A 24,065-nucleotide genomic window follows, 5' to 3' on the forward strand; every position below is an offset into this window, starting at 1 on the left:
GTCGTTCCGCTGTCCTCCCCGAAATGAACATTATGCCTGCGAAGCGCCCGCACCCGGTGACGCGCACCGTGCGGTCGCCGCCCTGCAAAACGCTGCCCGTGTCTTCATCGCCAAGACCGGCCCGCGCTCAGGAGCCTGGCGTGCGCGGGGTCTCCTCCGCCGTCGTGGGCGCGTCGCCCGCGGTGTGCGACCGCAAGAGCGCCCGGGCGAGGTCCTCGACATTGCGCACGGTGATGTCGCGTTGGGGAAACGGGATCTCGATGCCGGCCTTGTTGAGTTCCGCGTAGATCGTGAACAAAAGGTCGGACCGCGCGGTCAACACGTTGGACACGTCCTTGAGGAAGCAGCGCAGTTCGAAGTCGAGCGAACTGTCGCCGAGCCCCATGAACAGCACCGCCGGCTCGGGATAGGACAGCACCATGTCGTTGTCCCTGACCGCGTCGAGCAGGATCTGCCGGGTCTTTTCCAGGTCGCTGCCATAGGCGACGCCGACCGGGACGATCACGCGCCCGGTCTGCGTGGTCAGCGTCATGTTCTTGACGGTGCCGGCGATCAGGTCCGAATTCGGCACGATGACGTCGTGCCGGTCGAAGGTCTGGATGCGGGTCGAGCGCACCGCGATCTTGCGCACGATGCCCGAATGCCCCGATACCTCGATCCAGTCGCCCTCCTTGATGGGCCGCTCGACCAGCAGGATGATGCCGGACACGAAGTTCGACACGATCGCCTGCATGCCAAAGCCGATGCCCACCGACAGCGCGCCGGCGACGATGGCCAGGTTGGAAAGGTCGAGTCCGGCGGCCGACACCGCGATCAGCGCCGCCAGCGTGATGCCGGCATAACCGAGCCCGGTCAGCACGGCGTTGCGCCCGCCGCTGTCGAGCCGGGTGCGCGGCAGCACCGTCGTGCCCAGGAAACGCTGAAGCCAGCGCGTGGTGAAGACGCCGAGCACGAACACGGCGATCAGCGTGAAGACCACGCCGACCGACACTCTGATGCCGGCGATCTCCACGCCCTGGGTGAGCAGGATCCAGACCTCCGAGATATCGGCGATCCGCGCGCCCCAGATCAGCGCAAAGGCCGGTAGCGAGGCGATCAGCACCAACAGCCCGACGGCGAAAGGCAGGAGCGTGACCGCGACCCGCTCATCGGGCTGGTGGCCGCCCAGAAGCCGCGTCACCGTGCCGGTCAGGACGTGGTAGACGGAAAGGCAGAAGGCCAGCAGCGCCATCGACAACACCATCGGCACCATCGCCTGCCGGGCGATCTGCACGTAACCGGCGACCGAGAACAAGATCGCCAGCGCGGCGGCAAGCTGCAGCGCGCGCGCGGTCAGCCCGGTCAGGGAGATCGCCGCCTCGTCGCCGGCCGCTTGCGCCGTGCCGGCTTTGTCGGAGCCTTGGGCCGGTGTCCGCAGCAGGCCCGCCAGCCGCCACAAAAGCAGGCTTCCGGGCACCACGACGATCGCCGCCATCACCGAGCGCGAGGCCGGCGTGAACTGGAAGTCGCGTTCCATCGCCTCCAGGATGGCATCGAACCCCAGCACCAGGGCGAGGGCGAGCGCGACCCAGGTCGCGCGCATGGCCGTCTGGTCGTCTTGCTCGACGAGCCGGCGTTCCGGCTGGCTCGGCGCGAACACCGCGTGCGCGAGCCAGTAGGCGATGACCAGCAGCAGCGCCAGCGTGACGGCGACCGCGTCGAGCGATTTGGCCGACGGTGGTGCCAGCCGCAGAGACAGGAAGGCGACCGCCAGCAGGCCGGCGCCGGTTGCCGGGAGCACGAGCCGCAGCGCCAGTGCCAGCCCGGTATAGCCGCGCTTGCGGATGGCGCCCGTCGCCGCGGCGCTCGCGGCTTCGAGGCGGCGCATGGCGCGCGGATGCACGAACACAAGCACGAACAGCCCGATCGCCGACAGCAGGCCCGCCAGCGGCAGGCGCTGGCGCATCAGCGCGCCTTGCGTCGGACTGGTGACGATGTCGCCGAGCTCGTCCAGCACGCGCCCCAGATAGGCCGACACTTCGCTCAAAGCCGGCAACCAATAGGTCGGCACCAGCGGCGAGGGGTCGCGTGCCAGCAATTCGCTGCGTTGCCGTGCGCGGATCAGCTTGTCGATTTCCTCGATCAGCACCTCGGCGCGGTTATGGGCCTGGCGGGCGGTCAGCACCGGCGCGTCGGCGATCGCGATCGCCTCCTGCAGCGCCTTGCGTTGCGTGGCGATGCGTTCCGGTTCGGCGTCCTTCTCTGCCGGCGGCGGCCCCAGCGCCTCCAGTCTGGCCTTCAGCGTCAGTGTTTCGATATTGCCGCGCTCGATGATCTCCAGCGCCTCGCTGCGGGTCGCGGCCACATCGCTCCTGAGGATCTCCAGCGCCTCGTTCGAGGCGCGCGCATTGCGCAGCGTCTCCTCGGCCCTTTCCGCCGTTTCGTTCCACTCGGCAACGCGCTGCTCGAAGGTTTCCGGCGTATCCTGCGCGTCCGGCGCATTCTGGGCGCGCGCCGGTCCGGCTCCGGCGATCAGCGCCAGCACCAACACGGTCAGAAAATGCGTGATGAAGCGCGCCATGCGATCCTCGGTTCCCCCCGATGGCCGATATTGGCCCGATTTTGCCGCCGCGAACAAGTCGGTTGGTCCACGGCGCCGAGAGATTGGCACAAAGTCGAACTTTGTGCGCAGCGGTGGCCATGGTGTATTTCTGCATGGTTCGGGAGACTGGATTTGCTTTTGACAGAGGCGATGGCGCAGGCGCGCGGGCAAGGTAGCCAGGGAGGCAAAATCCCGCCAAGCGGCCCCGGCGGCCCCGTCTTTTCTGACGGCCGGCCTGGTTTGCGGCCATGAACCGGCACAGGGCGAACATGCGCGCCCTCGAGATTTTCGAGGCCGTTTCCCGACACGAATCGATCCATGGGGCTGCCGCCGAGTTGGGCGTCACCCAGAGCGCGGTCAGCCATCAGATCCGCAAGTTGAGCGAGGTGGTGGGCGAAAGGGTCGTGGTCCGTTCGGGGCGCGGCATCATGCTCACCCCGGCCGGCCGGCGCCTCGCGGCCAAGCTGCAGGTGGCCTTCACCCAGATCGAGCGCTCGCTGGCGGAAGTGGTGGGCACCGACCGCGACGTGTTGCGGCTGGCGATCTGCAGCAGTTTTGCGCCCGGATGGCTGATCGGGCGGCTCGGCAGTTTTTTTGCCGCGCATCCCGAGATCGATCTGCAATTGCGCATGTATGCCCAGGACCCCGAACTCACCGACGCCGTCGCCGACGCCTTCGTGACCACCCTCCCCACGGAGCGGGGGTTTTGGGCGATGCAGCTTCAGGCCGAAAAGCTGATCGCGGTCGCGCCCGCGCCCGAAAGCCGGTTCGCGTCGCAATCCCTGCCCTTGGTCACCACCACGCTCGATCCGCTGCGCCTGGGCGATGACTGGATCGCCTGGTCGAGAATCGCCGGCGTGGCGTTGACGGACATCCACACCGGCCGCTGGTTGCAGACGTCGCACTACCTGCTCGCGCTGGAAATGGCCAAGAACGGACTCGGTATGGCGCTTGTCCCCGATTTCCTGGCCGCGCGTGATATCGAAGCGGGCCGGCTCAGGGCGCTGTCGCCGGCGCGGCTGCCGACCGAGGAGGATTATTATTTGTGCATCAAGGCCGCGCGGCGCGACGAGACCGCTCTGCGGGCTTTCGAGGCCTGGTTCCGGCGTCAGATCGCAGAAACCGGCGGGTCATGAGGCAAAATCAACAATGATTATCAGAACTCATTGGACCTTAATCGATTTATGGGCCGTAATGAAAGCGAATAGAGGGTGTGCAAACGTTCGTGACGGCCGCGCCAGACGGCCGAACGGCGTCGACTCGATGGGAGAATCGAAATGAGCGGAGCTGGCCCACATGGCCTGACCCGTCGCCACTTCCTTGCCGGTGGAGCGGTCGCTGCGGGTGCGTTTTTCGGTGCCGAAGGCATTGCCAAGGAAGTTCTCAAGGAAATCCACGAATTGCAGCCGGGCGAGTTCACCTGGCATCCCGACCGCCAGCCGGATGGGCCGGTCGCCGTGGTCGTGTCGCTGCCCGAGCAGCTTGTCCATGTCTATCGCAACGGCGTGCGCATCGCGGTCTCGACCTGTTCGACGGGCAAGAAGGGCCACGGCACGCCGACGGGCGTGTTCGTCGTCCTGCAGAAGGACAAGCACCATCGCTCCTCGACCTACAACAACGCGCCGATGCCCAATATGAACCGGCTCACCTGGTCCGGGATCGCCCTGCATGCCGGCAAGCTGCCCGGTTATCCGGCCTCGCATGGCTGCATACGCCTGCCCTTGGACTTTTCCGCGAAACTCTTCACCATCACCCATCTCGGCACGCCGGTGATCATCTCCGGCGCCCATTCCGATCCCTGGGAGCTGAAACATCCCGGCATGGTGCTTAGCGGCTATGCCGAACACGAATTCGAGAAGATCGAAGCGACCCTGAAGGGCAAGAAGCATCCCAAGGACTGGACCGAGGCCGAAGCCCATCCCGTGACGTCGGTGATCGCCTCATCGTCCGGCAACGAGATTTTGCTGGTGGAAAACGGCGAGGTCCTGACCACGGGACGTCTGACGATCAAGGGCAATGGCAAACTCGGCAATCATGTTTTCGTCCTGCAGGGCGCGCATGGCGGGTCGCAGGGCATGCATTGGGCCGGTATCAGTCACAACAGCGAAGGTGTTGGCGCCTTCGCGCGCGAGGAAGACGTGCTTGTGCGTCTGACCGCCGATCATGCCTTCGTCACCAAGATGGGCGCACGCATGCACCCCGGTATGACGATGGTCGTCACCGACGCGCCGCTCCATCCCGAAACAAGGTCGGGCAAGGACTTCGTCATCATGTCGTGAGCGGGCCGCGCCTGGCCGCGATGGCGGCGCGCGGCAGCCGTCCGTCGGCCCCGCGCAGTGCGGTGGCGCACGACTTCCAATCGTTCTGGCCGGCCTGTCCGGCAAACCGTGGAGAAAGCGATGTCCAGCGTCTTGATAAGGTTTTTCGTTGCGGGAGCGCTTGCGTTTTCGTTCGCCTCCCCGGCGCTCGCCCAGAAAAGGCACCATTCGAAGAACGAATCGCGGACCGCGGCGGCGGTGGTCGGCGGCCTTTTGGTCGGCGCGGCCGCGCTTGCCGCCTCCTCGCGCCACCATCGCCATCGCCACCATTATGAGTCCCGTCGGGCTGTGCGCGCGTCCCACGCGCCTTTCAGTCCGGCCCCGCGCATCACCTGCTATCCGGCGCAGCGGAGCTGCTATCGCGCCAATGGCCGCTACGCCCCGCGCTGGACGCGGCGCCTGTATCGCTAGACGAGGATGGGGATCATGAAATCGAAGCCTTTTGCAATGACGGTGGCCTGCGCGTTTGCGGTCCTGTCCATGGCCGCGCCGGCCGCGGCGATCAACGATGAAGGGGCCTTCGTGCGCGCCCATGCCCTCGATCTGCTCGAGGACAAGCTGACCGACGACCAGTTCACCGGGCTGCAATTGCTCGCCCATCAGGCCGCCATAGCCTCGGTCTGCGTCGGCTTCGAACTGGACGAGACGCGCTTTCTCGAAAAGTTCGGCGCGCTCGCCCACGAATCCGAAGCCGAGATGTCGGACGAGCAGAAACAATATTTCGAGCGCCACCTGCTGGTCGTCTACGGCATCCTGATCGGCGGCGAACTGGCCACGGCCGCCGAAGATCCGGGCGAGACCTGCCACGAGGCCGCCGAGACGCGGGCCGACCCCGAGTTTGCCGAAGAGCAGGTCTGGGCGTCGGAATAGAGAATGGGTGTCGCCGCGCTGCGCTGGCCGACGCGGTGCCCAGACCGTCATTGCGGCCAGGACCGCGAGCGAGGCGGCGCGCAGGTAAGGATTGCAAAAGGGGCTGACGATGCATGAAAGTCCCGCGCCGGTCGCGGCTTCGCAGCGTTTTGCCTGGCTGGAACGTCCTGGCGACGATTTTCCCTATTACCGGGGGCGGCCGGTCGCGATTTCGGCCGCTGGGTGGTGGGTCGTCATGGTCGGTGTCGTCGCGGGGTTCGCGGTCTTCGTCTATCCGCCGCCCTTCCTGCGCGGCCAGTTTTCCGGTTTCGTGCCGGCTGCTCTTTATGCCGCGATCCCGCTTGCCGCGCTGGCCTTCGTCGCCGGTCGCGCTTGGACGGCGATCTTTCGTCCGCTGCGGGGGCGCGATTTCCTGTTGATGGCTGGCTTCGCCGTTCTAAACATCGCCGTGACGCTCGTCGTCGGCGCGATCATGGTCAACCTGATGCAGACCACGGCCAACGAGGTCGTCGCCGATGCCGGCGCCCTGCAGGGCGCCGGGCTGTGGCTGTTTTTCGCGCGCACGGCCGTGCAGCTGCTCGGCGAGGAGGTCATGTCGATCCTGCCTTTCCTGGCCGTGCTCGCCTGGCTCACGGGGCGCGGCATGGGTCGCAGGGCCGCGGTCGTCGTGGCGACGCTGGCGGCGGCGGTCATTTTCGCCGCCGCGCATCTGCCGACCTATGGCTGGAACGTCGCTCAGGCGCTGATGGGCGTCGGGATGGCGCGCATCGTGCTTTTGCTGCCCTATATCGTCACCAAGAATATCTGGGTGTCGACCGGCGCCCATATCCTGAACGACTGGGCGATCTTCGCCGTCTCCATCCTGGGTGCGGCGGGGGTGGCCGAAGACGGCGGATGAGGCGGGCTGGACCCTTCACGCGCGGCACGGTCCGAGACCGGCGTCGGTGCGCACGACGAACCGGGACGAGGAGAGCTGCATGACACATATCCGAGATTGGCGTTTTTTCGCCGGACGCGGGCGCCGGCTCGCCTTTGCCGTCTTCTGCGCCCCGGCGCTTTTTGCCGGCAACGTTCCGGCGCTGGCCCAGGACGGCCCGTCCTTCGACTGCGCCAAGGCGCAAAGCGCGGCCGAGAAGCTGGTTTGCGGCGATGCCGAACTGGCCGCGCTCGACCGGTTGCTGGCGGATCGCTTCGCTGCGGCGCTCGCGGCGGTTCGCACGCTCGACGCCGGCGCGACGGAAGCCGAAGACGAACTTCACGCCTATCAGCGGGGTTGGGTCAAGGGGCGCGACGAATGCTGGAAGGCCGAGGACCAGCGCGCCTGCGTCGAAGGCAGTTATCTACGCCGCGATGGCGAACTGGTCGCCCGCTTCCTGCTCGAAAGCCCGACCGCCACCACCGCCTGGCAATGCGGCGACAGCCCGGCCAACGAGGTGGTCACCATGTTCTTCGACACGCAGTTGCCGTCCGTCCGTTTCGAGCGCGGCGACAGCGTCGACACCGGCTCGCTGGTGCCGAGCGGTTCGGGGGCGAAATATGAAGGCAGCTTCGGCCGCTCGATCTGGATCAAGGGCGAGCGGGCGACCTATCGCGACCCCGACCCGGACGGCGCCGAATATGAATGCAGGGCCACGAACTGAGGAGGCCGTGATGTCCCGTTTTGCCGCCGTGCTTCTGTCTGGAGCCGCCTATGCCGCGCTGTGCGGGACCACGGTTGCGCAGGAACTGCCGCCGCTCGGTCCCGACGATCTGATGTTTTCGGTCGAAAACATGGATACCGGCGTCGATCCCAGCCAGGATTTCTACCGGTACGCCTCCGGCAGATGGCTCGACCGGATCGAGCGGCCGTCGGACCGCGCCTCCTGGGGCGTGTTCGAGATCATGACCGAGCGCCTGATCAAGCAGATGGCCGCCACCGCGGCCGAGGCGGGGCGGGCAGCCGCCGGTGCGCCCAAGGGCAGCGCCGTGCAGCTCGTGGGCGATTTCTACAACGCCTATATGGATGTCGAGGCGATCGACGCGGCCGGCATCGGGCCGGTGCGCGGCCTGCTCGACCGGATCGAGACGATCGCCTCGTTGGACGACATGACCCGTTTCATGGCCGAGCAGGCGGTGATCGCGGGGCCGAGCCTGTTTGCCGTGGTCGCGCCGAGCTCCGACCCCGCCGACAGCAAGCGCTACGCGATGTTCGTCGCGGGCCAAAGCTTCGGCGTCGACGACAAATTTCTCGACATCTACCGCAATGCGCAGGGCGACCCGCGGGTGGACGCCTATCGCACCTATGTCGAAGACGTCATGACGATTGCCGGTTATGCGCCCGCCGACGCGGCCCGCATCGCGGAGACCACGCTTGAGATCGAATTCGCGCTCTATGCCGGATTGCTGACACCGGAGGAGGCCAACGATCCGCGCAACCGCTATACCAAAAAGACCTATGACGAGGTGCAGGCGCTGATCCCCGCGCTCGATCTCGAGCTCTACCTGGACACGATCGGCTTCGCCAAGCCGGATGCGTTCTACATGTTCGAGCCGCGCGCCCTGCAGGCCCTTGCCGAGCTCTGGCGCACCACGTCGCTCGGCGCGCTCAAGGACTATGCCGCGTTTCGTGTCGTCGACAATTACAGGCCCTTCCTGACCACGGCGCTTGACGCGCCGGCAAAGGCGCTCGATCTCGCCCTCCTCGGCGCCAGCGCCGACCGTCCGCGGCAGGACCGTCTCTACCGGCTCTTCATCGACACGCTCGGCCACCCGGCTTCCCGGATCTATGTCGACGCCCATTTTTCCGAGGAGACCAGGGCCGACGTGCTCGACATGGTCGAGCGTATTCACGCGGTGTTCCGCTCCCGCATCAAGACCCGCGAATGGTTGTCGGAAGAGACCCGCGCACAGGCGCTCGAGAAGGTCGCCAAATTCTATTACAAGGTCGGCTATCCGGACAAATGGATCGATTTCTCGAGCGTCGATATCGGCCCCGACCCGGTTGCCAATATGATGAATCTCGGTGCCTTCTCGATGGCCCGCCTCGCCGAGAAGCTCAAACGTCCGGTCGAGCACGACGAATTCAACGCCTCTTCGACGCTGCCGATCGTGGTCAATGCGGCCTACAACCCCTCGATCAACGGCTTCGAGGTGTCGGCGGCGATCGTGCAGCCGCCGGTCTATGCGCACGACATGGATGCGCCGCTGCGTTTTTGCCGCACCGGCGCGATCATCGGCCACGAAATGACCCATGGTTTCGACAGCGGCGGCCGGCTTTATGACGCGACCGGCAATTTCCGCGACTGGTGGACGCCGCAGGATGCCGAGGCCTTCGAGGCCGAGGCGCAGAAACTCATCGACCAGGCCAATGCCTTCGAGGTTTTGCCTGGCCTTCATGCCAACGGTCCGCTGAATGTCAGGGAGAACATGGCCGATGTCGGCGGGATCACCTTCGCCTACGAGGCGTTGATGACCTATCTCGACGAACATCCGCAGGAAAATGTCGAGATCGACGGCTTCACGCCGGCGCAGCGCTGCTTCCTGGGCTGGGCCCAGCTTTGGACGATGAAGGCGGCCGAACCCTATTTGCGCGCCATCGTCGCCGGCAACGGCCATCCGCCGAATTTCTACCGCACCGTTGCCGCGCTCCAACATGTCGACGCCTTCTACGAGGCTTTCGGGATCGAGGAGGGCGATCCGATGTGGCTGCCGCCGGCCAAGCGGGTCCATGCATGGTGAGGCGGCTTTTCGAAGGAGACAGCGCAGACATGAGCAACGTTGCAAAAAGATGTTCGCATACGGTCATGCTGGCGGCCATGGCCGCCATTGCCGGCTGCACGCAGACGGCGCCGCCGGACGATCAGCCGGCGCTGCGCTCGGGAAGCGCCGACGATGAGAGGGCCTGCCTTGCGGCCGTGGCCGGGCAGACGGGAAACACGGTCACGGTGCTCAGCTCGGAATTTTCCGAGGCGGCGACGCTGGTGATGGTCGGCGTGGGGCCGGACCGCGCGCCGTGGCGCTGCCTGATTTCCGGCGGCGTGGTCACCGAGGTGATGTCGATGGTCGACGAGGGCGCGCTTTAGATTTCGGCCCCGGCGGCGGCCTGTCGGTGCGCTCGCCCTGTTGCTGCTCATCGGGCTGGCGCGGCGGGCGGCATAACCGCATCACGCGCTTCTTGGCCGCGCCGCCGTCCCGGACTATTATCGTCGACGAGGCGGCTTTGTTGGTGAAAAGGAACTGGCATCATGTTTGGCGTGTTTCGCGTCCTATCGGTCTTTCTGGTCCTCTCGCTTTCGGCAACCGGCCTTGCGCTCGCCTCCGACGCGGTTCGTCACCAGGAGGTGCGTTTCGCGGCCGGCGAGAGTTCCACCACGCTGTCCGATCGGATCGTCGGCTACGGTTCGGTCGACTATCTGCTCGACGCGCGCGCCGGTCAGACCATGACCGTCGTGTTCGAGCCCAGCAATGCCGGCGCCTATTTCAACATTTACGAGCCGGGCAAGGGGCCGGGCGAGGAAGCGATGTTCATCGGCGCGATCAACGGCAACGACTATTCGGGCGTGTTGCCCGCCGACGGCACCTACACCGTTCAGGTCTATCTCGTGCGGGCCGCGGCCCGGCGCGGCGAGGAGGCCGACTACCAGCTTCACATCGGCATCGACGCGATGGGCGGGCAAGCCGGCGCGGCGGCGCCGTCGACCGCGACCAGCGTGGCCGAGACCGACGCGCGCGTCGCCGGCACGCCCTACAGCGCCACCGGCAAGATCGATTGCACCTTTACCGGCGACGAGACCGTGACGCGCTGCGATTTCGGCGTCGTGCGCGCCGGTGGGGCGGTGGCGACGGTCGATATCGTCTTTCCCGACGGCTTCAAGCGCACGCTCGATTTCGACAACGGCGTCGTCACCAGCCCGCAAACCGGCGAGGTCGCGACCCATCGCGAACAGGACACCACGTTCGTGACCGTCGACGGGGCGGAGCATTTCGCCATCCCCGATGCCGTCATCGAAGGCGGTTGAGGCCGGCGCGCCGTCTATCCGCTCAGCCGGCGCAACAGTCTGGAAACGGCCATGCCGGCGAGGCCGGCAAACCCGACCAGGACGAGCAAGGACCCGATCGGAAGCAGGAAGAAGGGTTCCCTGAGGATGCCGTTCTCGTCGACATCGCTGCCGATCAGGCGAAACGCCGCCAGACAGGCGAGCCCAGCGACAAGCAGAACCGTCATCAGTTTCGTGGGCACTATGGCTCTCCGCTATGTGTGGGGCCGAACGGTTTGCGCTGACGCGGTGGCGGCATCGCCGCGCGCCGGCTTGTCGCAACCGTCTCGGTTTGGAGCCGCGATCTTCTTCACCGAAATGTCCGAAATATGACCCGTCGCCGTTGGCTTTCTGCACGGCGAAGAGGCGCGGGAACGAAATCCGCGCCCTTTCCGTCAAAGCGGGTCCGCCGAGGCGGAGCTTGCCTCATTCCCGCAGATAGCGTCCGTTGACCCAGCCGGTGAACTTCTGCTCGAGGCCGGCCTCGATCCGGCACCATCTGGACTGCCCGTGCATGGCGCAGCCGAGATTGCGTACGCGGTCTCCGTTGGCCAGTTCGCCGATCACCGGATTGCCGGTGCCCGGTGCCGAACGCACATTGAGCGTGTCGTTGGCCGGTACGTTGGCCACGCGCCAGAAATCGGGTCCGCCCGACAGCCCGTCCGCGTAGTCGGGATCGGCGCCGCCGCCGATGCCGATCGACAGCGCGTAGTCCGCCTCCTCGTCGCGGCGCGCGGCATTGGGCATCAGATAGACGCGGATGCGGTAGTCGCCGTCCTGCGGAAGCATGCCGGCAAAGCTGTTGCCGCTGCTCGATCCGACATGGATCGCGGTTTCGCTGCCGGCCGGCAGCAGGTTGAAATAGGCCGACAGGTTGGTGGTTTCGAACTCGATCGCCATGTCCTGGCCGGCGCGCGCGCCGAGCAGGTAGTCTACGATCTCGTAACCCCGGATCGTTCCTCCAAGCATGGTACCGGAACTGCCGGCCTCGAACCGTACCCTTTCCTCGCGTATCTCCTGCGCCCCGGCCTTGCCCATGCCAAGGGCGAGCAGGACCGCCAACATGACGATCGAGAAAATCCGCATTTGGACACTCCTTTCCTTCCTGGTCTGGACAAAGCGTGCCCGCCGCAGAACGATCCAGGTGGCTCAGGGCCGTTGCGCTCGACCGGTTTGCCGCAGACGCGTCAGGCCTCGCATTCGGCCGGGTTGACCTCCACGACGCTTTCATAACGCCCGTTGGCGGTGACGACCTGTGCGCAGGTCCGGGACTCGGCGTTCCACCAATAGGCGGTCAGTCCGCGCGTGCGGGCCAGTTCGTAGCCGCGCAATTGCAGTTGCGTTTCGCCCCCGGCGCCGCGCGCTCCGACCAGGTCGGCGATATCGACCGGTGCCGCCGGCGCGCTCGCCACACCGGGAAGCGGTTCGCTGCCGCTGCCGCCAGTGTCGGTCTGGCATCCGAAAAGCACGGCGAGGGGAACGGCAAGCACAAGGCGTGAATACATGACGAGTTTCCATCTCCTGTCTGCGGCACGCTCGACGGGATCGATCCCCCCGAGGGCCTCGATGATTGAAGATTAACGAAGAAACGCACGGCGAAAATCTGAAATCCGTAGGCAATGAATGATCTGAAGTCACCAATGGCGCTGCCGGAGCCCTTCGCATCCGCCCCAGCGTGGCGATATCGCACCGTCCGTGTTCCCGCGCGGCACACCGACACTGACGGTCAAGCGATCCATCGGACGATAAAGGCCGCTAACAGGTTCCGATCCCGCCATTGGTGGCGTCTCGCGTCGCCGCGGTCCGGCGGTTTTGCGTATCCCGGTCGGGTCCGCACGCACCCCGGTCGCCCGCGATATGGGCGATGATGTGGTCGACGATTTCCGTATCGTTATGCATCGTGCTCTGGTCGACGACCATCCAGCCCTGCTGTTCGCCCAGCGCGCGCAGGATTTGCCGGACCTGTTGCTGATAGGCGCAGAACGCCTCTTGCGGGTCGCCGGTGAAACCGTCCCAACGACCGATTTCGGTTTCCTTGAAGGCGCTGCGCCGCGCCCAGGCCATGTGCGGCTCCAGATCGAGCAGCACCACGAGGTCCGGCTCGGCGGCTTCGGTGAAGAAGCCGCGCAACGCTGCGATCTCGATTCCGCTGCGCAGATGCGCCTTGGCGATCACCCGGAAATAGGAACCGTCCATGACGTGCAGCGTGTCGCTGTCGCGGGTCGCCTGTCGCCGGAAATACTGCCCCGCGGCCGCGAACCAGGCGGCGAGCAGATGGAGGTAGAACCGGGTTCCCAGAAGGTCCTGGCCGGGTTCGGCGCGACTTGGCCACAGCGCCTCCTTGAGCAGCGCCAGCCTGCCGTCGGCGAAGCGGTCGCCGAACGAAAGGTCTTTTTTGTCGACATAGACGGCCCGCCGGCCGCTCGCGGTTAGGGCGCGCGCGAGCTTGCGGCTGATATGGGTTTTGCCCGCCCCGTCGATGCCTTCTATCGCGATCAGCATGAAGCCTCCCCTGAACGTCCCGCCATCGCGCTGGTCACGGTGCGCAAACCGTTCACTCGGCCGCGATCTTGGTCTCGGACTGCTGGACGGCTGCGGCGGGCTCGTCGCCGGCAATGGCCGCGCACACGGCCGCCGCCGCGTAGCCGCCGCTGACCAGAGCCGGGATCAGGCCGCGAAACCGTCCGACGGCGTCGCCGCAAAACCAGATGTTTTCGGCCGGGCCCTTCAGGTTCAGATCGTTGAGCGGGAATGCGCCGACGCCTTCGATGGCGGGAAACAGGCACACGGTCTCGGGCGAATAGAGGTCGGGATACTGGTCGACCAGAAGTCGCAGGCTCCCGCTCAGGATCGCATGCAATTCCTCGGGCAGCATCGCCGCGATATCGCCGCGGCGGAACTCCGCGCGCGGATGCCACGGTCGCCCGTCGAGCGCGGGCGTGCCTGCCGCGCCTCCGTCCAGAAACGCCGGCAACGGCTGCCACAGCGCGCTTTCGCTTTGTGCCAGCGCCTGCTGGTACTGCCGCCACAGCCGTCGGCCCTTGTCGACGGTCTCGCCGCAAAACCGCGCCAGAAGACCGAAATTGGAATAGCCCGAGGGCGGGCCGTCGGAGCGGCCCGACAGCGCCGAAGGCCCGTTATAGGGGATGAGCCAGACCTCGCCGTTGCGGCAGGTGCAGAAGGTTCTGACCTCGGTGTCGAGCGCGTTGATGATGTATTTGACGTCCGGCCGGTCGACCGCGTTCAGGAAGCCGACATGGTTGGGATGCTCGATGCGGATGCCGAATTCGTATCTGAGCTCGGCCGTGGGCGCGAGCTCCGGCATCAGGTCGGCGATCGCCTGCGGTCCGAACCGGCCGGTGGCGACGACGACATGGCTGAAGTCGTCCTCGCGGGCCGAGCCGCCTTCCCGCCGGCTCCGCACCGTATATCCCGCGCCGTTGCGGCGTACGCGTTCGACCGACGTGCCGGTCTCGATCCAGGCCCTGTAGTCGCGGCTCAGCGCGGCAATCAATTCCGCCCGTTGTTCGAGCGTGCCGTAGCTCGACGGATAGTCCTTGGTGGTGATCGGGTCCCCGGTCCACACGAAGTCGCCGCCGGCGGGCCCCTGTGTGACCGGAACCTTGATGCCGACGCCGTCGAGCAGGGCGCAGATCCGGTCGTAGGCCGTCCACAGCCGGTCCTTGTCGCGCAGCCGATAGAGATGGGAGCCGGACGGGTGGAAGCTGAACTTGCCGTCGGAGAACAGGCCGGCTCCGCCGATGCCGCATCCCAGCTCGCTCGCTTTGTCGTGATGCCGCTCCTCCAGCGCCCGGCCGGCCTCGAACAGGCGAAACTCGATCCCGCTCGCGGCCAGGCAAAACGCTGCGGCCAGTCCCGCCGGTCCGCCGCCGATGATAGCAATACGCGCCATGTCCAACTCCTGCGATGAATTCGGTGCACCGGCCGATCCGTCCGGCCGGGTCGATGGTCTTTGTGCCCCGTGGAAAAGTGTGAGCGCCGCGGCGCGGGTCGGCAGTGTCCGGTCAGGCGAGGGCGAAATCGTTCACCACCACGCGCGACAGCAGCTTGGGGATGAGGTCGCCGTAATCGCCCGGGTCGGGAATGCCTTTCTGGTTCGGCATCAAAAGCGCGATGACGTGTTCGGGGACCGGCGTGGCATAGAGCCGTCTTTGCTGCTCGAAGACGTAAAACAGCGCCGAGGCGAAGCCGTATTTGCGGGCCAGAAGCAACAGTTCGGCCCAGTCGATCGCGTCCTGGTGGCGGCGCACCAGCGCATCGATGTCGCCCAGCATATAGGGCTTGACCGTGCCGTGCTGGAAGGCCTCGAAATAGGCCCGCGCGGCGCTGAACCACAAGGCGGTCGTCGGCCCTTGGCACCAGATTGACTGTCCGAGCACGGTGTCCGGCCCCGCGCCGCGCCACACGTCTTCCTCCTCGATCCCGTTCGCCAGGCCGAAATGAATGTCGACGAAGACCGGCATCAGCACCGTGCCGTCGCCCTGGACGAAGGATTTTATCTGCCGTTGCCGCCATTCCCTGGGCATGAGCCTGGCGTCGAAGCCGGGCTGCAGCGCCTCCACCTTGGTCACCGAGTGCAGGGCGTATTTGTGCTCGAGCGTGTTTTTGGTGATCCGACGGAACATGTGGGTGAAGTGCCCGTTGGCGGGGTCGAACACGCCGTGCTTGAAGCCGAGCCCGTAAAGCGCCTTCTGGACGCGCCACACGTCCTTCGGCCGCACCATGATGTCGAGATCCTGCATCGGCCGCAAAAACGGGTCCGGAAAAACGGTCGCCGCCATCAGCGCGCCCTTGAAGATATAGTGCTCGATGCCGTTGTTCTGGAACGTGTTGAGGATCTGCGCCAGCATCCGGAACTGCACCACCGTGCGCAGCTCGGAGAGCTTCGACCACCCCGCCATATAGGCCGCGACCCAGTCGGGCACGGTGCGCCACAGGCCCAGCCGCTCGAGGTGAAACCGACACAGCGGGATCGTCTGGTAGGTTTCGGCCCGCCACAGCACGTAGGCCCAGTCGATCTCCTTGCGGACAAGGCTTGCGAGCCGTTCGTCGCCGGCATCGTCGAGCCGCGGACGGCAGGTCAAAAGCAGAAAGGTTTCCTCACGAGAAAGATGGATCATCGTCCCGCTCCCGCGCTAGGTTTTTTGCGGCGGCTTTTTCGACTTGCCGTCATCGTCGGCGGAGGCGGCCTGGGGCGCGGCTGCACCGTAATGCTGCAGAAGCTGCCTGTACTGATCGAGCTGCTGGTCGAACTCGGCGAAGTCGCGGTCGAAGCCCTGGCCGAAGATTTCCTCCAGATTGGCCTCGCCCGATGCGGCGCCCTCGGCGTCCTGCGCGGTCAGATGAACGGCGTTGGAGGCGAGCGCGCTGAACGGGAACAGGGCCGGCACGTCGGTGTCGCGCCCGTTTTTGCGCCCCATATTCGCGCCGATATCCTGCAGGATCGGAACGGCGAGCTTGCCCGACAGGGTGATTACAAAGGTGCCGTCATTCTCCTCGACGGTGTACCCGAACAACAGACCGTCGCCCATTCTTGCCTCCCATGGTTGTGTGCGTCAGTGCGCTACGGAGCGCCTCCGTGGTCGGACGCGCCCCGTGGTCTGCGGTGTCGTGCGCGTGCGGCGAGCACCTTCATGCGCGCGCGCGCTGAATGGAAAAGGACCTGCGGCGCAGCGCGTTGCCGCGTTTCCAAAGCCGGACCTCCGCCTTCGACAGGGCAAGCGCCCTGCGGCCCATTGCCATCATCGCCCAGTATTTCTTCCGGTTGCCGCGAGAGCGGTGGCGTTTGGCGAGCGTGAAGCAGTTGCGGGCCATCTTCAGGTGGCGGCCGGCCGGGGAGGCCCAGAACCGGTTGGAGCGTCGTCGGACAGCCGGCTTGGCACGGGCTGCCTGCAAAAACGGATTTCGCGAATAGGCCATGCTTTCTCCTCCTTCCTGAACCGTCTTAAGATAAAACAACCATAGGTAGAGGTCAACATAAATACACTTTAAACGTAGTGAGAGGGGGGACGCGACGGCCGGGCGTGCGGAGGCGGCCGCACCGCCCGCGCCGTGCGTCCGGTTGGTGCTGTGCGCGCGGTGTCGGGGCGTCGGGGCGTCGAGGCTCGCGCCCAGACGGCTCCGCAGGTCTCTCGATAAGGATCAGGCCGTGCCAGTGGCGCGGCTTGCGGTCGGGCGCGCGAAACGCCTCACGCCTGCGGCAAGCTGTGCGGGGCGCGGCTCAGCCGGTTGTTGCCGTCTGCCATCTTGGCCAAAAGCGCGGTCAATTGCGCGCGCTCCGACGGCGAGAGCGGCTCGACCATGCGCTCCTGCGCCTGGCGGGCCAGCGGCATCGCCTTGGCCAGCAGGGCGCGGCCGGCTTCGGTGATCGCGACGATCTTGGCGCGGCGGTCCTTGCGCGAGGGCGTGCGCGTGACGAGATCGCGTTGCGCCAGCTTGCCGAGAACGACCACGATCGTCGTGCGGTCGAGGGCGGCGACGCGGCCGAGACTGGCCTGGTCCATCGCGCCGAACCGCTCCAGCGCCGCCAGCAGGCCGAATTGCAGCGGCGTCAGGTCGACGGCGCGGCAGTCCTCCAGAAACACCGCGACCCCGATCTGGTGGCACCGCCGCAACAGATGCCCCGGCATGTCGAGGAAATTGTCCTCTTGGCCGTGTCCGGCGGCGGTAGGGTCGTTCATGCCTCGGGCTCGCCGATAAGGGTGGTGATGCTGCCGAGACCGTCGATCGCGACCGTGCATCGGTCGCCGGGCACCAGCGCGCCCACGCCCGCCGGCGTGCCGGTATAGATCAGGTCGCCAGGCGCGATACGCATCGAGTGTGACAGGATCGAAATGATCTCGGGCACCGACCAGATCAGTTCCGACAGATCGGCGTCCTGGCGCGTCACCCCGTTGACGCTGAGCCGGATCGAGCCCGCGTCGGGATGTCCGCATGCCGGGACCGTGTGGATCGGCCCGCAGACCGCGGACCGGTCGAAGGCCTTGCCCCAGTCCCAGGGCCGGCCTTGCTCGCGCGCCTCGAACTGCAGGTCGCGACGGGTCAGGTCGTTGCCGATCGCATAGCCGTAGACATGGTCGAGCGCGGCGGCCTCGGCGATCTTGAAGCCGGCGCGGCCGATCGCGACCACCAGTTCGGCCTCGTGGTGCAGGTTCTTGGTCAGCGGCGGATAGGCGACGGTCGCGCCGTCCTCCACGATCGCGTCGGCGGGCTTGGTGAAGAAGAACGGCGCCTCGCGGTCGGGATCCTTGCCCATTTCGCGGGCATGCGCGGCGTAGTTGCGGCCGACGCAGAAGATGCGGCGCACCGGAAAGCGCGCGGTCTCGCCTGCAACGGCGAGGCTCGGCCGAGCCGGCGGGGAAAAAACGTAGTCGGTCATGATGGGCGCTCTCAGTGGTTGCCGCGGTCTTCGCGCCACAGGCCCAGCTTGTCCTGGGCGGCGCGATCGGAATAGGAAAACAGCACCGCGTCGGTCGCGGGCTCGTGGACGATGCGTTTCCACGACGGGGCGACGAAAATGTCCTTCGGACCCCATTCGAACACTTTTCCGTCGATGGTCGTGCGGCCCGATCCCTCCACCGCCACGAACACCGTGGCGTCCGTCGAGCGATAGGTGGCCGTGGCGAAGCCTGCCGGCAAAAGCTGCAGGAACGTGGCGATGGTCGGCATCGCGTAGCCGCCGTCGACCGGGTTGACGTAGCGCAGCTTGAGCCCGTGGCACGGGTCCCACTCCTCCTGGGCGCGCATCTGCTCCAGTGCCGCGCGCGAGCGCTCGTAGGGATAGTTGAAGATCGGCGAGGTCTTTTTGCGGGGCTCGAAGTCGACCGGCAGGAGATTGGCGCCGAAACGGGCGAGCGAATCGCCGGTCCTGCGCGAGATCGGCTGCTCGTCGTCGGGATAGCCTTCCGCGAACGAGGCGTCGAAGAACGAGATCATCGGGATGTCGAGCCCGTCGAGCCAGATCATCGGCTCGTCGGTGCGGTTGCCGTGGTCGTGCCAGGCGCCGGGCGGGGTGATGACGAAATCGCCGTAACGCATGATCGTGCGTTCGCCGTCGACCGCGGTATGGGCGCCGTCGCCGTCGAGCACGAAGCGCAGCGCGGATTGCGAATGCCGGTGCGCGGGCGCGACCTCGCCCGGCATGACGAGCTGCAGGCCGGCATAGAGCGATGTCGTGATCCGGCTCTGGCCGCGCAGGCCGGGATTTTCCAGGATCAGCACCCGCCGTTCCGCCTCCTTGGCGGTGATCAGCCCGCCGGCCTCCAGAAGATAGGCCTTCGCCTCCTCGTAGTTCCAGCAATGGGCCACGCAGCCGCTTGTCGGCTCCGGCGTGATGATCGACGACATCACCGCCCAAAGCGGGGTCAGGCTCTTCTTGTCGATCTTGTCGTAAAAGGCCTTGCGTTGCGGCGTCTCGGCCGGCTTCTCGGTCAGCGACATGCGGGTCTCCTCCTTGCGGCTCTCGTCTCTCAGGCCCGCGCGAGCCCGGTCCCGCCATAGAGCCATTCGAGGCGGTCGTAATACTGTTCGGGCGACAGAGAGGTCATCACCTGGTTGCGCACCAGCGCCTTGGCGCCGGCCGGATGGTAGATGTACTCGCCGATCAGGCGCGAATCGATCTGCACATGGGCCGTGCGCGGCACCCGGTTGTGCTGGTAGGCGGCAAGGGCTGTTTCGACGTCGCCCGCGTGCGCGTCGAGCATGTGCGCCAGGCAGACCGCGTCTTCCATCGCCATCGCCGCGCCCTGGGCGAAATATTGCAGCATCGGATGGGCGGCGTCGCCCAGCAGGGCCACCCGGCCGTCGACCCAGCGCTCGGCCGGTTCGCGGTCGCACAGCACCCACAATTTCCAGTTCGTGCCGTGCTCGAAGATTTTTTGCGCGCGCGGGTGGATATGCTCGAAACCGCGCATGACTTCTTCCACCGGCACCGGCTTGCCGGTCACGGCCTCCTCGACGTCGTTGTGGTAGGTCACGACCAGGTTGAACATCTTCCAGCCCTGCAGCGGGTAGTGGACGATGTGGCATTTCGGGCCGGCCCATAGCGTGGCCGCGTTCCAGCGCAGATCCTCCGGCATGCGCTCGACCGGGATCACGGATCGGTAGGTGGTGTGGCCCGACACGATCGGGTCGCCGTCGGCCAGCATCTGGGCGCGGATCGGCGAGCGCAGCCCGTCGGCGCCAATCAGCGCGCTGCCGTCGAGCGGCTCCCGGCCGGCGCAGAATACCCGTACCGCCGCGCCGTCCTGGTCGTAGCGTTCGACCCGGTGCGAGGTGCGGATGTCGACCAGCCCTGTGTTTCGGGCAGCCTCCACCAGCGCCATGTGCAGGTCGGCGCGATGCACCACCGCATAGGGATTGCCGAAACGCTCGCGAAACGGCTGATCGAGCGGAATATGCACGATCTCGTCGCCGGTCAGCCCGTCCATCAGGCGCAATTTGTCGATGAAGACGGCTTCCGCGCGCGCCTGGTCGCCGACGCCGAGTGCGTCGAAACAGTGGAACGCGTTCGGCGCGAGCTGGATGCCGGCGCCGATCTCGCCGATTCTCGAGGCCTGCTCCACAACGATGGAGGCGCGGCCGCTGCGGGCGAGACCGAGCGCGGTGGCGATGCCGCCAATGCCGCCGCCGGCGATGATAACCGGTCGCATGGCTGTTCCTCCCCAATAATAATCAGTATTATGAGCATAATACTGATTAGTGCAAGCGCGCTTGTCGCGGCAGGGCCGGATCGCCGTTTCGGCCTGGCTTCAACCGAACCTTAATCCCCGGCATCTAATATGACCGCGGTCGTCCCGTATGGCTTGCGCTGGGTTGCGCGTATCGGCCTGGCGGATCGGCCGGATCGGATTGACGGATGATACAGCATCACACCGACACCACGCGAAGCTTGGTTGCAGCCGACGTCCCGGTTGTCGCGCGGCTGTTCCAGAAGATCCTGCGCAAGACCCGCGAGCCCGCCACGCCGGCGCTCGAAACCTATCTCGCCAGCGTCTTTCTGGACGGTCCCGACCGCGATCCGGAGATCAATTCCTTCGTCCATTTGCGCCGCGACGGCTGCGTCAACGGTTTTGTCGGTGTCCTGCCGCTGCCCTTGCTGGTCGGCGACAGGCCGGTTCGCGGCGCGTTGTGCGGCACGCTGATGGTCGAGGACCACGCCGACGATCCCTTTGCCGGCGCGCGGCTGATGCGCGCCTTTCTCGGCGGTCCGCAGGACGTTTCGCTGACCGAGACCGCCAACGACATCTCCACCACCATGTGGCGCAAGCTCAGGGCCACCGTTCTGCCCGACCACAGCCTGGAATGGCTGCGCGTGATCCGCCCGGCCGGTTTCGCCGCCGAGATGGCCGCGCGCGCGGTCGGCCTTGGCGGCGTGCTGCGCCCGCTCGCGCGTCCCGTCGACGCGCTGGTCCGGCGCGGAGGCGACGGCCCGTCCTGGACCCATATGCCGGTCGGGTTGCCCGCCGGCACGCTGGCCAGCGCCGAGGTCGACGATGGCGAGGCGGCGGCTTTGTTTGTCGAATTGACCGGGGGCTACGAGGTGCGGCCAAACTGGCGCGCGCAAAGCCTCGCCCGGATGTTGGCCGAATCCCGCCGCAAGGCGGTCTACGGCGCCATGGTGCGCCGCAAGGTCGTGGCCCGCAACGGCCGCCCGGTCGGCCTGTTTCTCTATTACGGCGACCCGGGGCGTGTCGGGCGGGTGGTGCAGGTCCTGCACGCGCCCGGCCAGGCCGGCATTGTCCTCGACAGCATGCTCGCCCATGCCGGCGAAACCGGCCTTGTCGCGTTGCGCGGCCGCACCATGCCCGCACTTCTGGAGGCGATGCTTGGCCGGCGTTTCATGTTCGTTCACGCCTCCTCCTCCATCGTGCACGCGCGCGACAAGAGCCTGATCGAGCCGTTTGTCGCCGGCAGGGCTTTTTTCAACGGGTTTGCCGGCGAATCCTGGTCGCGCTTGATCGGAGACCGCTTTGACTGAGTTCGCTCCCAAGACGGCAGGCTGTCCATGTGCGGCATAGCGGGGTATTGCGGCGACGGCGTCGCGCCGCAGGACGGCGCGGCGCTGTTGTGGCGCATGGGCCGCGAGCTCGCCCATCGCGGCCCGGACGGACAGGGCAGCCATGTCGGCCGCGGCATCGGCCTCGGCCATCGCCGTCTTGCCGTCATCGACCTTTCCGACGACGCCGCCCAGCCGATGGCCAGCGCCTGCGGTGCGATCCGCATCGCCTATAATGGCGAGGTCTTCAATTACCTCGAACTGCGCGACGAGCTCGTCGCGCGCGGCCGGCGTTTTCGCACCGAGAGCGACACCGAAGTGGTGCTGCAGCTCTACGAGGAGTTCGGCCCCGATTTCGTCGCCAGGCTCAACGGCGATTTCGCGCTGGCGATCTGGGACGGGCGCAACCGGCGCCTGCTCCTGGCGCGCGACCGCATGGGCGTGCGCCCGCTTTTTTACCACTGGCTGCGCGGCACGCTCTATTTCGCCTCCGAGATCAAGGCCCTGATGCAGGTGCCGGGTTTTTCGGCCGAGATCGATCCGCTGGCGCTCGACCAGATCTTCACCCTGTGGACGCCGCTTGCGCCGCGCACCGCTTTCAAGAATGTCAACGAACTGCCGCCGGCTCACATGATGATCGTCGAGGGTGGCCGCGCCGTCACCCGGCCCTATTGGGCGCTCGATTTTCCGACGCCGGGCGACGGCGCCTCGCCGCGCGCCGAGGACGATGTCGCGGAGGAATTGCGCGCGCTGCTCGAGGACGCCACCCGCATCCGCATGCGCGCCGATGTCGAGGTCGGATCGTTTTTGTCCGGCGGCCTCGATTCCTCGCTGATCTCCGCCATCGCCGCCCGTCAGGCGCCGGGCCGGCTGCGCACCTTTTCGCTCGCTTTCGACGATCCCGCCTTCGACGAAAGCCGCCATCAGGAAACGATGGCCGCGGCGCTCGGCACGCGCCACGATGTCCTGACCTGCCGGGCCGGCGACATCGCGGCCGCCTTTCCCGCCGTCGTGCGCCAGATGGAGCGGCCGGTCCTGCGCACCGCGCCCGCCCCGCTCTATCTGTTGGCGCAGCGTCTGCGCGGCGAGGGGCTCAAGGTGGTGTTGTCGGGCGAGGGCGCCGACGAGATTTTCGCCGGCTACGACGTGTTCAGGGAGGCGCGGATTCGCCGCTTCTGCGCGCGCCAGCCCGGCTCTAAGCTGCGGCCGCATCTGTTCCGCAGGATCTATCCCTATATCGCCTCGCTGCAGCAGCAGACGCCGGAATATCTCGCCGCGTTTTTCGGCGCCGGCGCCGATCTGCCCGACGATCCGCTGTTTTCCCACCGGCCGCGCTTCCGCGCCACCGCCGGGGCGAAGCTGTTTTTCTCGCGCGAGCTCAAGGCCGAACTCGCCGGCTACGACGCGGCCGAGGAGCTGGCGGCCTCGCTGCCGGCTGAGTTTTCCCGCTGGCACCCGCTCCACCAGGCCCAGTATCTGGAGACGCGTTTTCTCCTGCCCGGCTACATCCTGTCGGCCCAGGGCGACCGCATGGTCATGGCGCACGGGGTGGAATCGCGCTTTCCCTTCCTCGACCACCGCCTGGTCGAGTTCGCCGCGCGCATCCCGCCCGATATGAAACTGCGCGGCCTGCGCGAAAAGCACATTTTGCGCCGGGCCGGCGCCGACCTGTTGCCGGCCGAGATCAGCGACCGCCCCAAACAGCCCTATCGCGCGCCGGAGAGCGTGTCGTTCGCCGGCCGGGACGGCGCCTATGTCGAGGCGCTGATGGCGACGCCACGCATCGCCGAGGATGGGCTTTTTAATCCCCAGGCGACCCGGAAACTGCTCGACAAGCATGGCCGCGGCGCGGTCGCCGGCTTCCGCGATAGCGCCGCCTTCGTCGGCATTCTTTCCACCCAGCTCTGGCTGCGGGAATTCGCCGGCACCGCGACCCGCAAGCAATCCGCGCAGGCCGTGTGACGGCGCTCAAACAACGAAAGGCTCATCCGATGTCAGAACCTGTCCACCAGCACATCCGCGAGTTCATCGTCGAGAACTTCCTGTTCGGCGACGACGACTACGAGCTCGACAACGGCGTCTCGCTGATCGAAACCGATCTGGTCGATTCCACCGGCATCCTGGAACTGGTCTCCTTTCTCGAGGAGCGCTTTGAGATCGCGGTCGCCGATGCCGACATCGTGCCGGCCAATCTCGATTCCATCGACCGCATCGCCGCCTTCGTCGCCCGCAAGCGCGGCGAAGGTCAAAGGCTGGCCGGCTAG

25 protein-coding genes are annotated in these 24,065 nt (G+C 66.5%); 12 read left to right on the forward strand and 13 right to left on the reverse strand.

Annotated features, from left to right (window positions below; all coding sequences use genetic code 11):
• Positions 1-127: 127 nt before the first annotated feature.
• The gene (locus C7T96_RS18675) at positions 128-2,560 is read right to left on the reverse strand and encodes a DUF3772 domain-containing protein (protein WP_106572771.1); all 2,433 of its coding nucleotides are present in this window, start codon (positions 2,558-2,560) and stop codon (positions 128-130) included.
• A 269-nt stretch (positions 2,561-2,829) separates the two neighbouring features.
• Between C7T96_RS18675 and C7T96_RS18680 the strand changes: the two genes are divergently transcribed.
• From C7T96_RS18680 to C7T96_RS24235, 9 genes are all read left to right on the forward strand, one after another.
• Positions 2,830-3,717: a LysR substrate-binding domain-containing protein gene (locus C7T96_RS18680; RefSeq protein ID WP_106572772.1), complete on the forward strand. Its 888-nt coding sequence runs from the start codon at positions 2,830-2,832 to the stop codon at positions 3,715-3,717.
• A gap of 141 nt (positions 3,718-3,858) precedes the next feature.
• On the forward strand, positions 3,859-4,860 hold the full coding sequence (locus C7T96_RS18685; RefSeq protein ID WP_106572773.1) for a L,D-transpeptidase: 1,002 nt from the start codon (positions 3,859-3,861) through the stop codon (positions 4,858-4,860).
• Positions 4,861-4,980: 120 nt separating this feature from the next.
• Positions 4,981-5,310: a hypothetical protein gene (locus C7T96_RS18690; protein WP_106572774.1), complete on the forward strand. Its 330-nt coding sequence runs from the start codon at positions 4,981-4,983 to the stop codon at positions 5,308-5,310.
• 15 nt (positions 5,311-5,325) lie between these two features.
• Complete coding sequence (locus tag C7T96_RS18695) at positions 5,326-5,769, forward strand: hypothetical protein (protein WP_106572775.1); 444 nt, start codon at positions 5,326-5,328, stop codon at positions 5,767-5,769.
• Positions 5,770-5,878: 109 nt separating this feature from the next.
• A complete protein-coding gene (locus tag C7T96_RS18700) occupies positions 5,879-6,667 on the forward strand; it encodes a CPBP family glutamic-type intramembrane protease (RefSeq protein WP_106572776.1) in 789 nt (262 codons plus the stop codon).
• Between the two features lie 79 nt (positions 6,668-6,746).
• The gene (locus C7T96_RS18705; RefSeq protein ID WP_106572777.1) at positions 6,747-7,409 is read left to right on the forward strand and encodes an MliC family protein; all 663 of its coding nucleotides are present in this window, start codon (positions 6,747-6,749) and stop codon (positions 7,407-7,409) included.
• A 10-nt stretch (positions 7,410-7,419) separates the two neighbouring features.
• Positions 7,420-9,486: a M13 family metallopeptidase gene (locus tag C7T96_RS18710; RefSeq protein ID WP_158264419.1), complete on the forward strand. Its 2,067-nt coding sequence runs from the start codon at positions 7,420-7,422 to the stop codon at positions 9,484-9,486.
• A gap of 29 nt (positions 9,487-9,515) precedes the next feature.
• A complete protein-coding gene (locus C7T96_RS18715) occupies positions 9,516-9,830 on the forward strand; it encodes a hypothetical protein (protein ID WP_106572779.1) in 315 nt (104 codons plus the stop codon).
• Between the two features lie 162 nt (positions 9,831-9,992).
• Entirely contained in the window at positions 9,993-10,766 is a 774-nt protein-coding gene (locus tag C7T96_RS24235; RefSeq protein WP_199190514.1) for a hypothetical protein, read from the forward strand.
• Between the two features lie 14 nt (positions 10,767-10,780).
• Here the strand turns inward: C7T96_RS24235 and C7T96_RS18725 are convergent, their stop codons facing one another.
• The 12 genes from C7T96_RS18725 to C7T96_RS18780 form a co-directional block, all read right to left on the reverse strand.
• Complete coding sequence (locus tag C7T96_RS18725) at positions 10,781-10,987, reverse strand: DUF3955 domain-containing protein (protein ID WP_245414177.1); 207 nt, start codon at positions 10,985-10,987, stop codon at positions 10,781-10,783.
• 223 nt (positions 10,988-11,210) lie between these two features.
• On the reverse strand, positions 11,211-11,870 hold the full coding sequence (locus C7T96_RS18730) for an SH3 domain-containing protein (RefSeq protein ID WP_106572781.1): 660 nt from the start codon (positions 11,868-11,870) through the stop codon (positions 11,211-11,213).
• Between the two features lie 101 nt (positions 11,871-11,971).
• Positions 11,972-12,289 carry a hypothetical protein gene (locus C7T96_RS18735; RefSeq protein ID WP_106572782.1) on the reverse strand — a complete coding sequence of 106 codons (318 nt, stop codon included), beginning with the start codon at positions 12,287-12,289 and terminating at the stop codon, positions 11,972-11,974.
• A gap of 250 nt (positions 12,290-12,539) precedes the next feature.
• A complete protein-coding gene (locus C7T96_RS18740; RefSeq protein ID WP_106572783.1) occupies positions 12,540-13,286 on the reverse strand; it encodes a hypothetical protein in 747 nt (248 codons plus the stop codon).
• A gap of 52 nt (positions 13,287-13,338) precedes the next feature.
• Entirely contained in the window at positions 13,339-14,697 is a 1,359-nt protein-coding gene (locus C7T96_RS18745) for a hypothetical protein (RefSeq protein ID WP_106572784.1), read from the reverse strand.
• A gap of 112 nt (positions 14,698-14,809) precedes the next feature.
• On the reverse strand, positions 14,810-15,925 hold the full coding sequence (locus C7T96_RS18750; protein WP_106572785.1) for a nucleotidyltransferase family protein: 1,116 nt from the start codon (positions 15,923-15,925) through the stop codon (positions 14,810-14,812).
• Between the two features lie 15 nt (positions 15,926-15,940).
• The gene (locus C7T96_RS18755) at positions 15,941-16,336 is read right to left on the reverse strand and encodes a hypothetical protein (RefSeq protein WP_106572786.1); all 396 of its coding nucleotides are present in this window, start codon (positions 16,334-16,336) and stop codon (positions 15,941-15,943) included.
• Between the two features lie 100 nt (positions 16,337-16,436).
• Positions 16,437-16,724 carry a hypothetical protein gene (locus C7T96_RS18760; protein WP_106572787.1) on the reverse strand — a complete coding sequence of 96 codons (288 nt, stop codon included), beginning with the start codon at positions 16,722-16,724 and terminating at the stop codon, positions 16,437-16,439.
• Positions 16,725-16,993: 269 nt separating this feature from the next.
• The gene (locus tag C7T96_RS18765) at positions 16,994-17,485 is read right to left on the reverse strand and encodes a MarR family transcriptional regulator (protein WP_106572788.1); all 492 of its coding nucleotides are present in this window, start codon (positions 17,483-17,485) and stop codon (positions 16,994-16,996) included.
• The gene (locus tag C7T96_RS18770; protein WP_106572789.1) at positions 17,482-18,183 is read right to left on the reverse strand and encodes a fumarylacetoacetate hydrolase family protein; all 702 of its coding nucleotides are present in this window, start codon (positions 18,181-18,183) and stop codon (positions 17,482-17,484) included. The genes C7T96_RS18765 and C7T96_RS18770 overlap by 4 nt, the downstream gene beginning before the upstream one ends.
• Positions 18,184-18,194: 11 nt before the next feature.
• Entirely contained in the window at positions 18,195-19,244 is a 1,050-nt protein-coding gene (gene gtdA / locus C7T96_RS18775; RefSeq protein ID WP_106572790.1) for a gentisate 1,2-dioxygenase, read from the reverse strand.
• A 29-nt stretch (positions 19,245-19,273) separates the two neighbouring features.
• On the reverse strand, positions 19,274-20,455 hold the full coding sequence (locus C7T96_RS18780) for a 3-hydroxybenzoate 6-monooxygenase (protein ID WP_106572791.1): 1,182 nt from the start codon (positions 20,453-20,455) through the stop codon (positions 19,274-19,276).
• 206 nt (positions 20,456-20,661) lie between these two features.
• Between C7T96_RS18780 and C7T96_RS18785 the strand changes: the two genes are divergently transcribed.
• The 3 genes from C7T96_RS18785 to C7T96_RS18795 are packed head-to-tail and all read left to right on the forward strand — an operon-like array spanning position 20,662 to position 24,065.
• Positions 20,662-21,783, forward strand: a complete 1,122-nt coding sequence (locus C7T96_RS18785) for a hypothetical protein (protein ID WP_106572792.1) — start codon at positions 20,662-20,664, stop codon at positions 21,781-21,783.
• A gap of 27 nt (positions 21,784-21,810) precedes the next feature.
• A complete protein-coding gene (gene asnB / locus C7T96_RS18790) occupies positions 21,811-23,763 on the forward strand; it encodes an asparagine synthase (glutamine-hydrolyzing) (protein WP_106572793.1) in 1,953 nt (650 codons plus the stop codon).
• A gap of 29 nt (positions 23,764-23,792) precedes the next feature.
• A complete protein-coding gene (locus tag C7T96_RS18795) occupies positions 23,793-24,065 on the forward strand; it encodes an acyl carrier protein (RefSeq protein ID WP_106572794.1) in 273 nt (90 codons plus the stop codon).

The sequence above is a fragment of the Nitratireductor sp. StC3 genome (assembly GCF_003015025.1).
In the GTDB taxonomy this organism is placed as follows: Bacteria; Pseudomonadota; Alphaproteobacteria; order Rhizobiales; family Rhizobiaceae; genus Mangrovimarina; species Mangrovimarina alexandrii.

Coding starts and splice junctions, on each gene's coding strand:
- asnB (WP_106572793.1), top strand. CDS start 21,811: ATGTGCGGCATAGCGGGGTATTGCGGCGACGGCGTCGCGCCGCAGGAC.
- C7T96_RS18795 (WP_106572794.1), top strand. CDS start 23,793: ATGTCAGAACCTGTCCACCAGCACATCCGCGAGTTCATCGTCGAGAAC.
- C7T96_RS18755 (WP_106572786.1), bottom strand. CDS start 16,336: ATGGGCGACGGTCTGTTGTTCGGGTACACCGTCGAGGAGAATGACGGC.
- C7T96_RS18745 (WP_106572784.1), bottom strand. CDS start 14,697: ATGGCGCGTATTGCTATCATCGGCGGCGGACCGGCGGGACTGGCCGCA.
- C7T96_RS18675 (WP_106572771.1), bottom strand. CDS start 2,560: ATGGCGCGCTTCATCACGCATTTTCTGACCGTGTTGGTGCTGGCGCTG.
- C7T96_RS18760 (WP_106572787.1), bottom strand. CDS start 16,724: ATGGCCTATTCGCGAAATCCGTTTTTGCAGGCAGCCCGTGCCAAGCCG.
- C7T96_RS18750 (WP_106572785.1), bottom strand. CDS start 15,925: ATGATCCATCTTTCTCGTGAGGAAACCTTTCTGCTTTTGACCTGCCGT.
- C7T96_RS18685 (WP_106572773.1), top strand. CDS start 3,859: ATGAGCGGAGCTGGCCCACATGGCCTGACCCGTCGCCACTTCCTTGCC.
- C7T96_RS18770 (WP_106572789.1), bottom strand. CDS start 18,183: ATGACCGACTACGTTTTTTCCCCGCCGGCTCGGCCGAGCCTCGCCGTT.
- C7T96_RS18695 (WP_106572775.1), top strand. CDS start 5,326: ATGAAATCGAAGCCTTTTGCAATGACGGTGGCCTGCGCGTTTGCGGTC.
- C7T96_RS18785 (WP_106572792.1), top strand. CDS start 20,662: ATGATACAGCATCACACCGACACCACGCGAAGCTTGGTTGCAGCCGAC.
- C7T96_RS18715 (WP_106572779.1), top strand. CDS start 9,516: ATGAGCAACGTTGCAAAAAGATGTTCGCATACGGTCATGCTGGCGGCC.
- C7T96_RS18700 (WP_106572776.1), top strand. CDS start 5,879: ATGCATGAAAGTCCCGCGCCGGTCGCGGCTTCGCAGCGTTTTGCCTGG.
- C7T96_RS18680 (WP_106572772.1), top strand. CDS start 2,830: ATGAACCGGCACAGGGCGAACATGCGCGCCCTCGAGATTTTCGAGGCC.
- C7T96_RS18705 (WP_106572777.1), top strand. CDS start 6,747: ATGACACATATCCGAGATTGGCGTTTTTTCGCCGGACGCGGGCGCCGG.
- C7T96_RS18735 (WP_106572782.1), bottom strand. CDS start 12,289: ATGTATTCACGCCTTGTGCTTGCCGTTCCCCTCGCCGTGCTTTTCGGA.
- C7T96_RS18710 (WP_158264419.1), top strand. CDS start 7,420: ATGTCCCGTTTTGCCGCCGTGCTTCTGTCTGGAGCCGCCTATGCCGCG.
- C7T96_RS18780 (WP_106572791.1), bottom strand. CDS start 20,455: ATGCGACCGGTTATCATCGCCGGCGGCGGCATTGGCGGCATCGCCACC.
- gtdA (WP_106572790.1), bottom strand. CDS start 19,244: ATGTCGCTGACCGAGAAGCCGGCCGAGACGCCGCAACGCAAGGCCTTT.
- C7T96_RS18730 (WP_106572781.1), bottom strand. CDS start 11,870: ATGCGGATTTTCTCGATCGTCATGTTGGCGGTCCTGCTCGCCCTTGGC.
- C7T96_RS18740 (WP_106572783.1), bottom strand. CDS start 13,286: ATGCTGATCGCGATAGAAGGCATCGACGGGGCGGGCAAAACCCATATC.
- C7T96_RS24235 (WP_199190514.1), top strand. CDS start 9,993: ATGTTTGGCGTGTTTCGCGTCCTATCGGTCTTTCTGGTCCTCTCGCTT.
- C7T96_RS18690 (WP_106572774.1), top strand. CDS start 4,981: ATGTCCAGCGTCTTGATAAGGTTTTTCGTTGCGGGAGCGCTTGCGTTT.
- C7T96_RS18765 (WP_106572788.1), bottom strand. CDS start 17,485: ATGAACGACCCTACCGCCGCCGGACACGGCCAAGAGGACAATTTCCTC.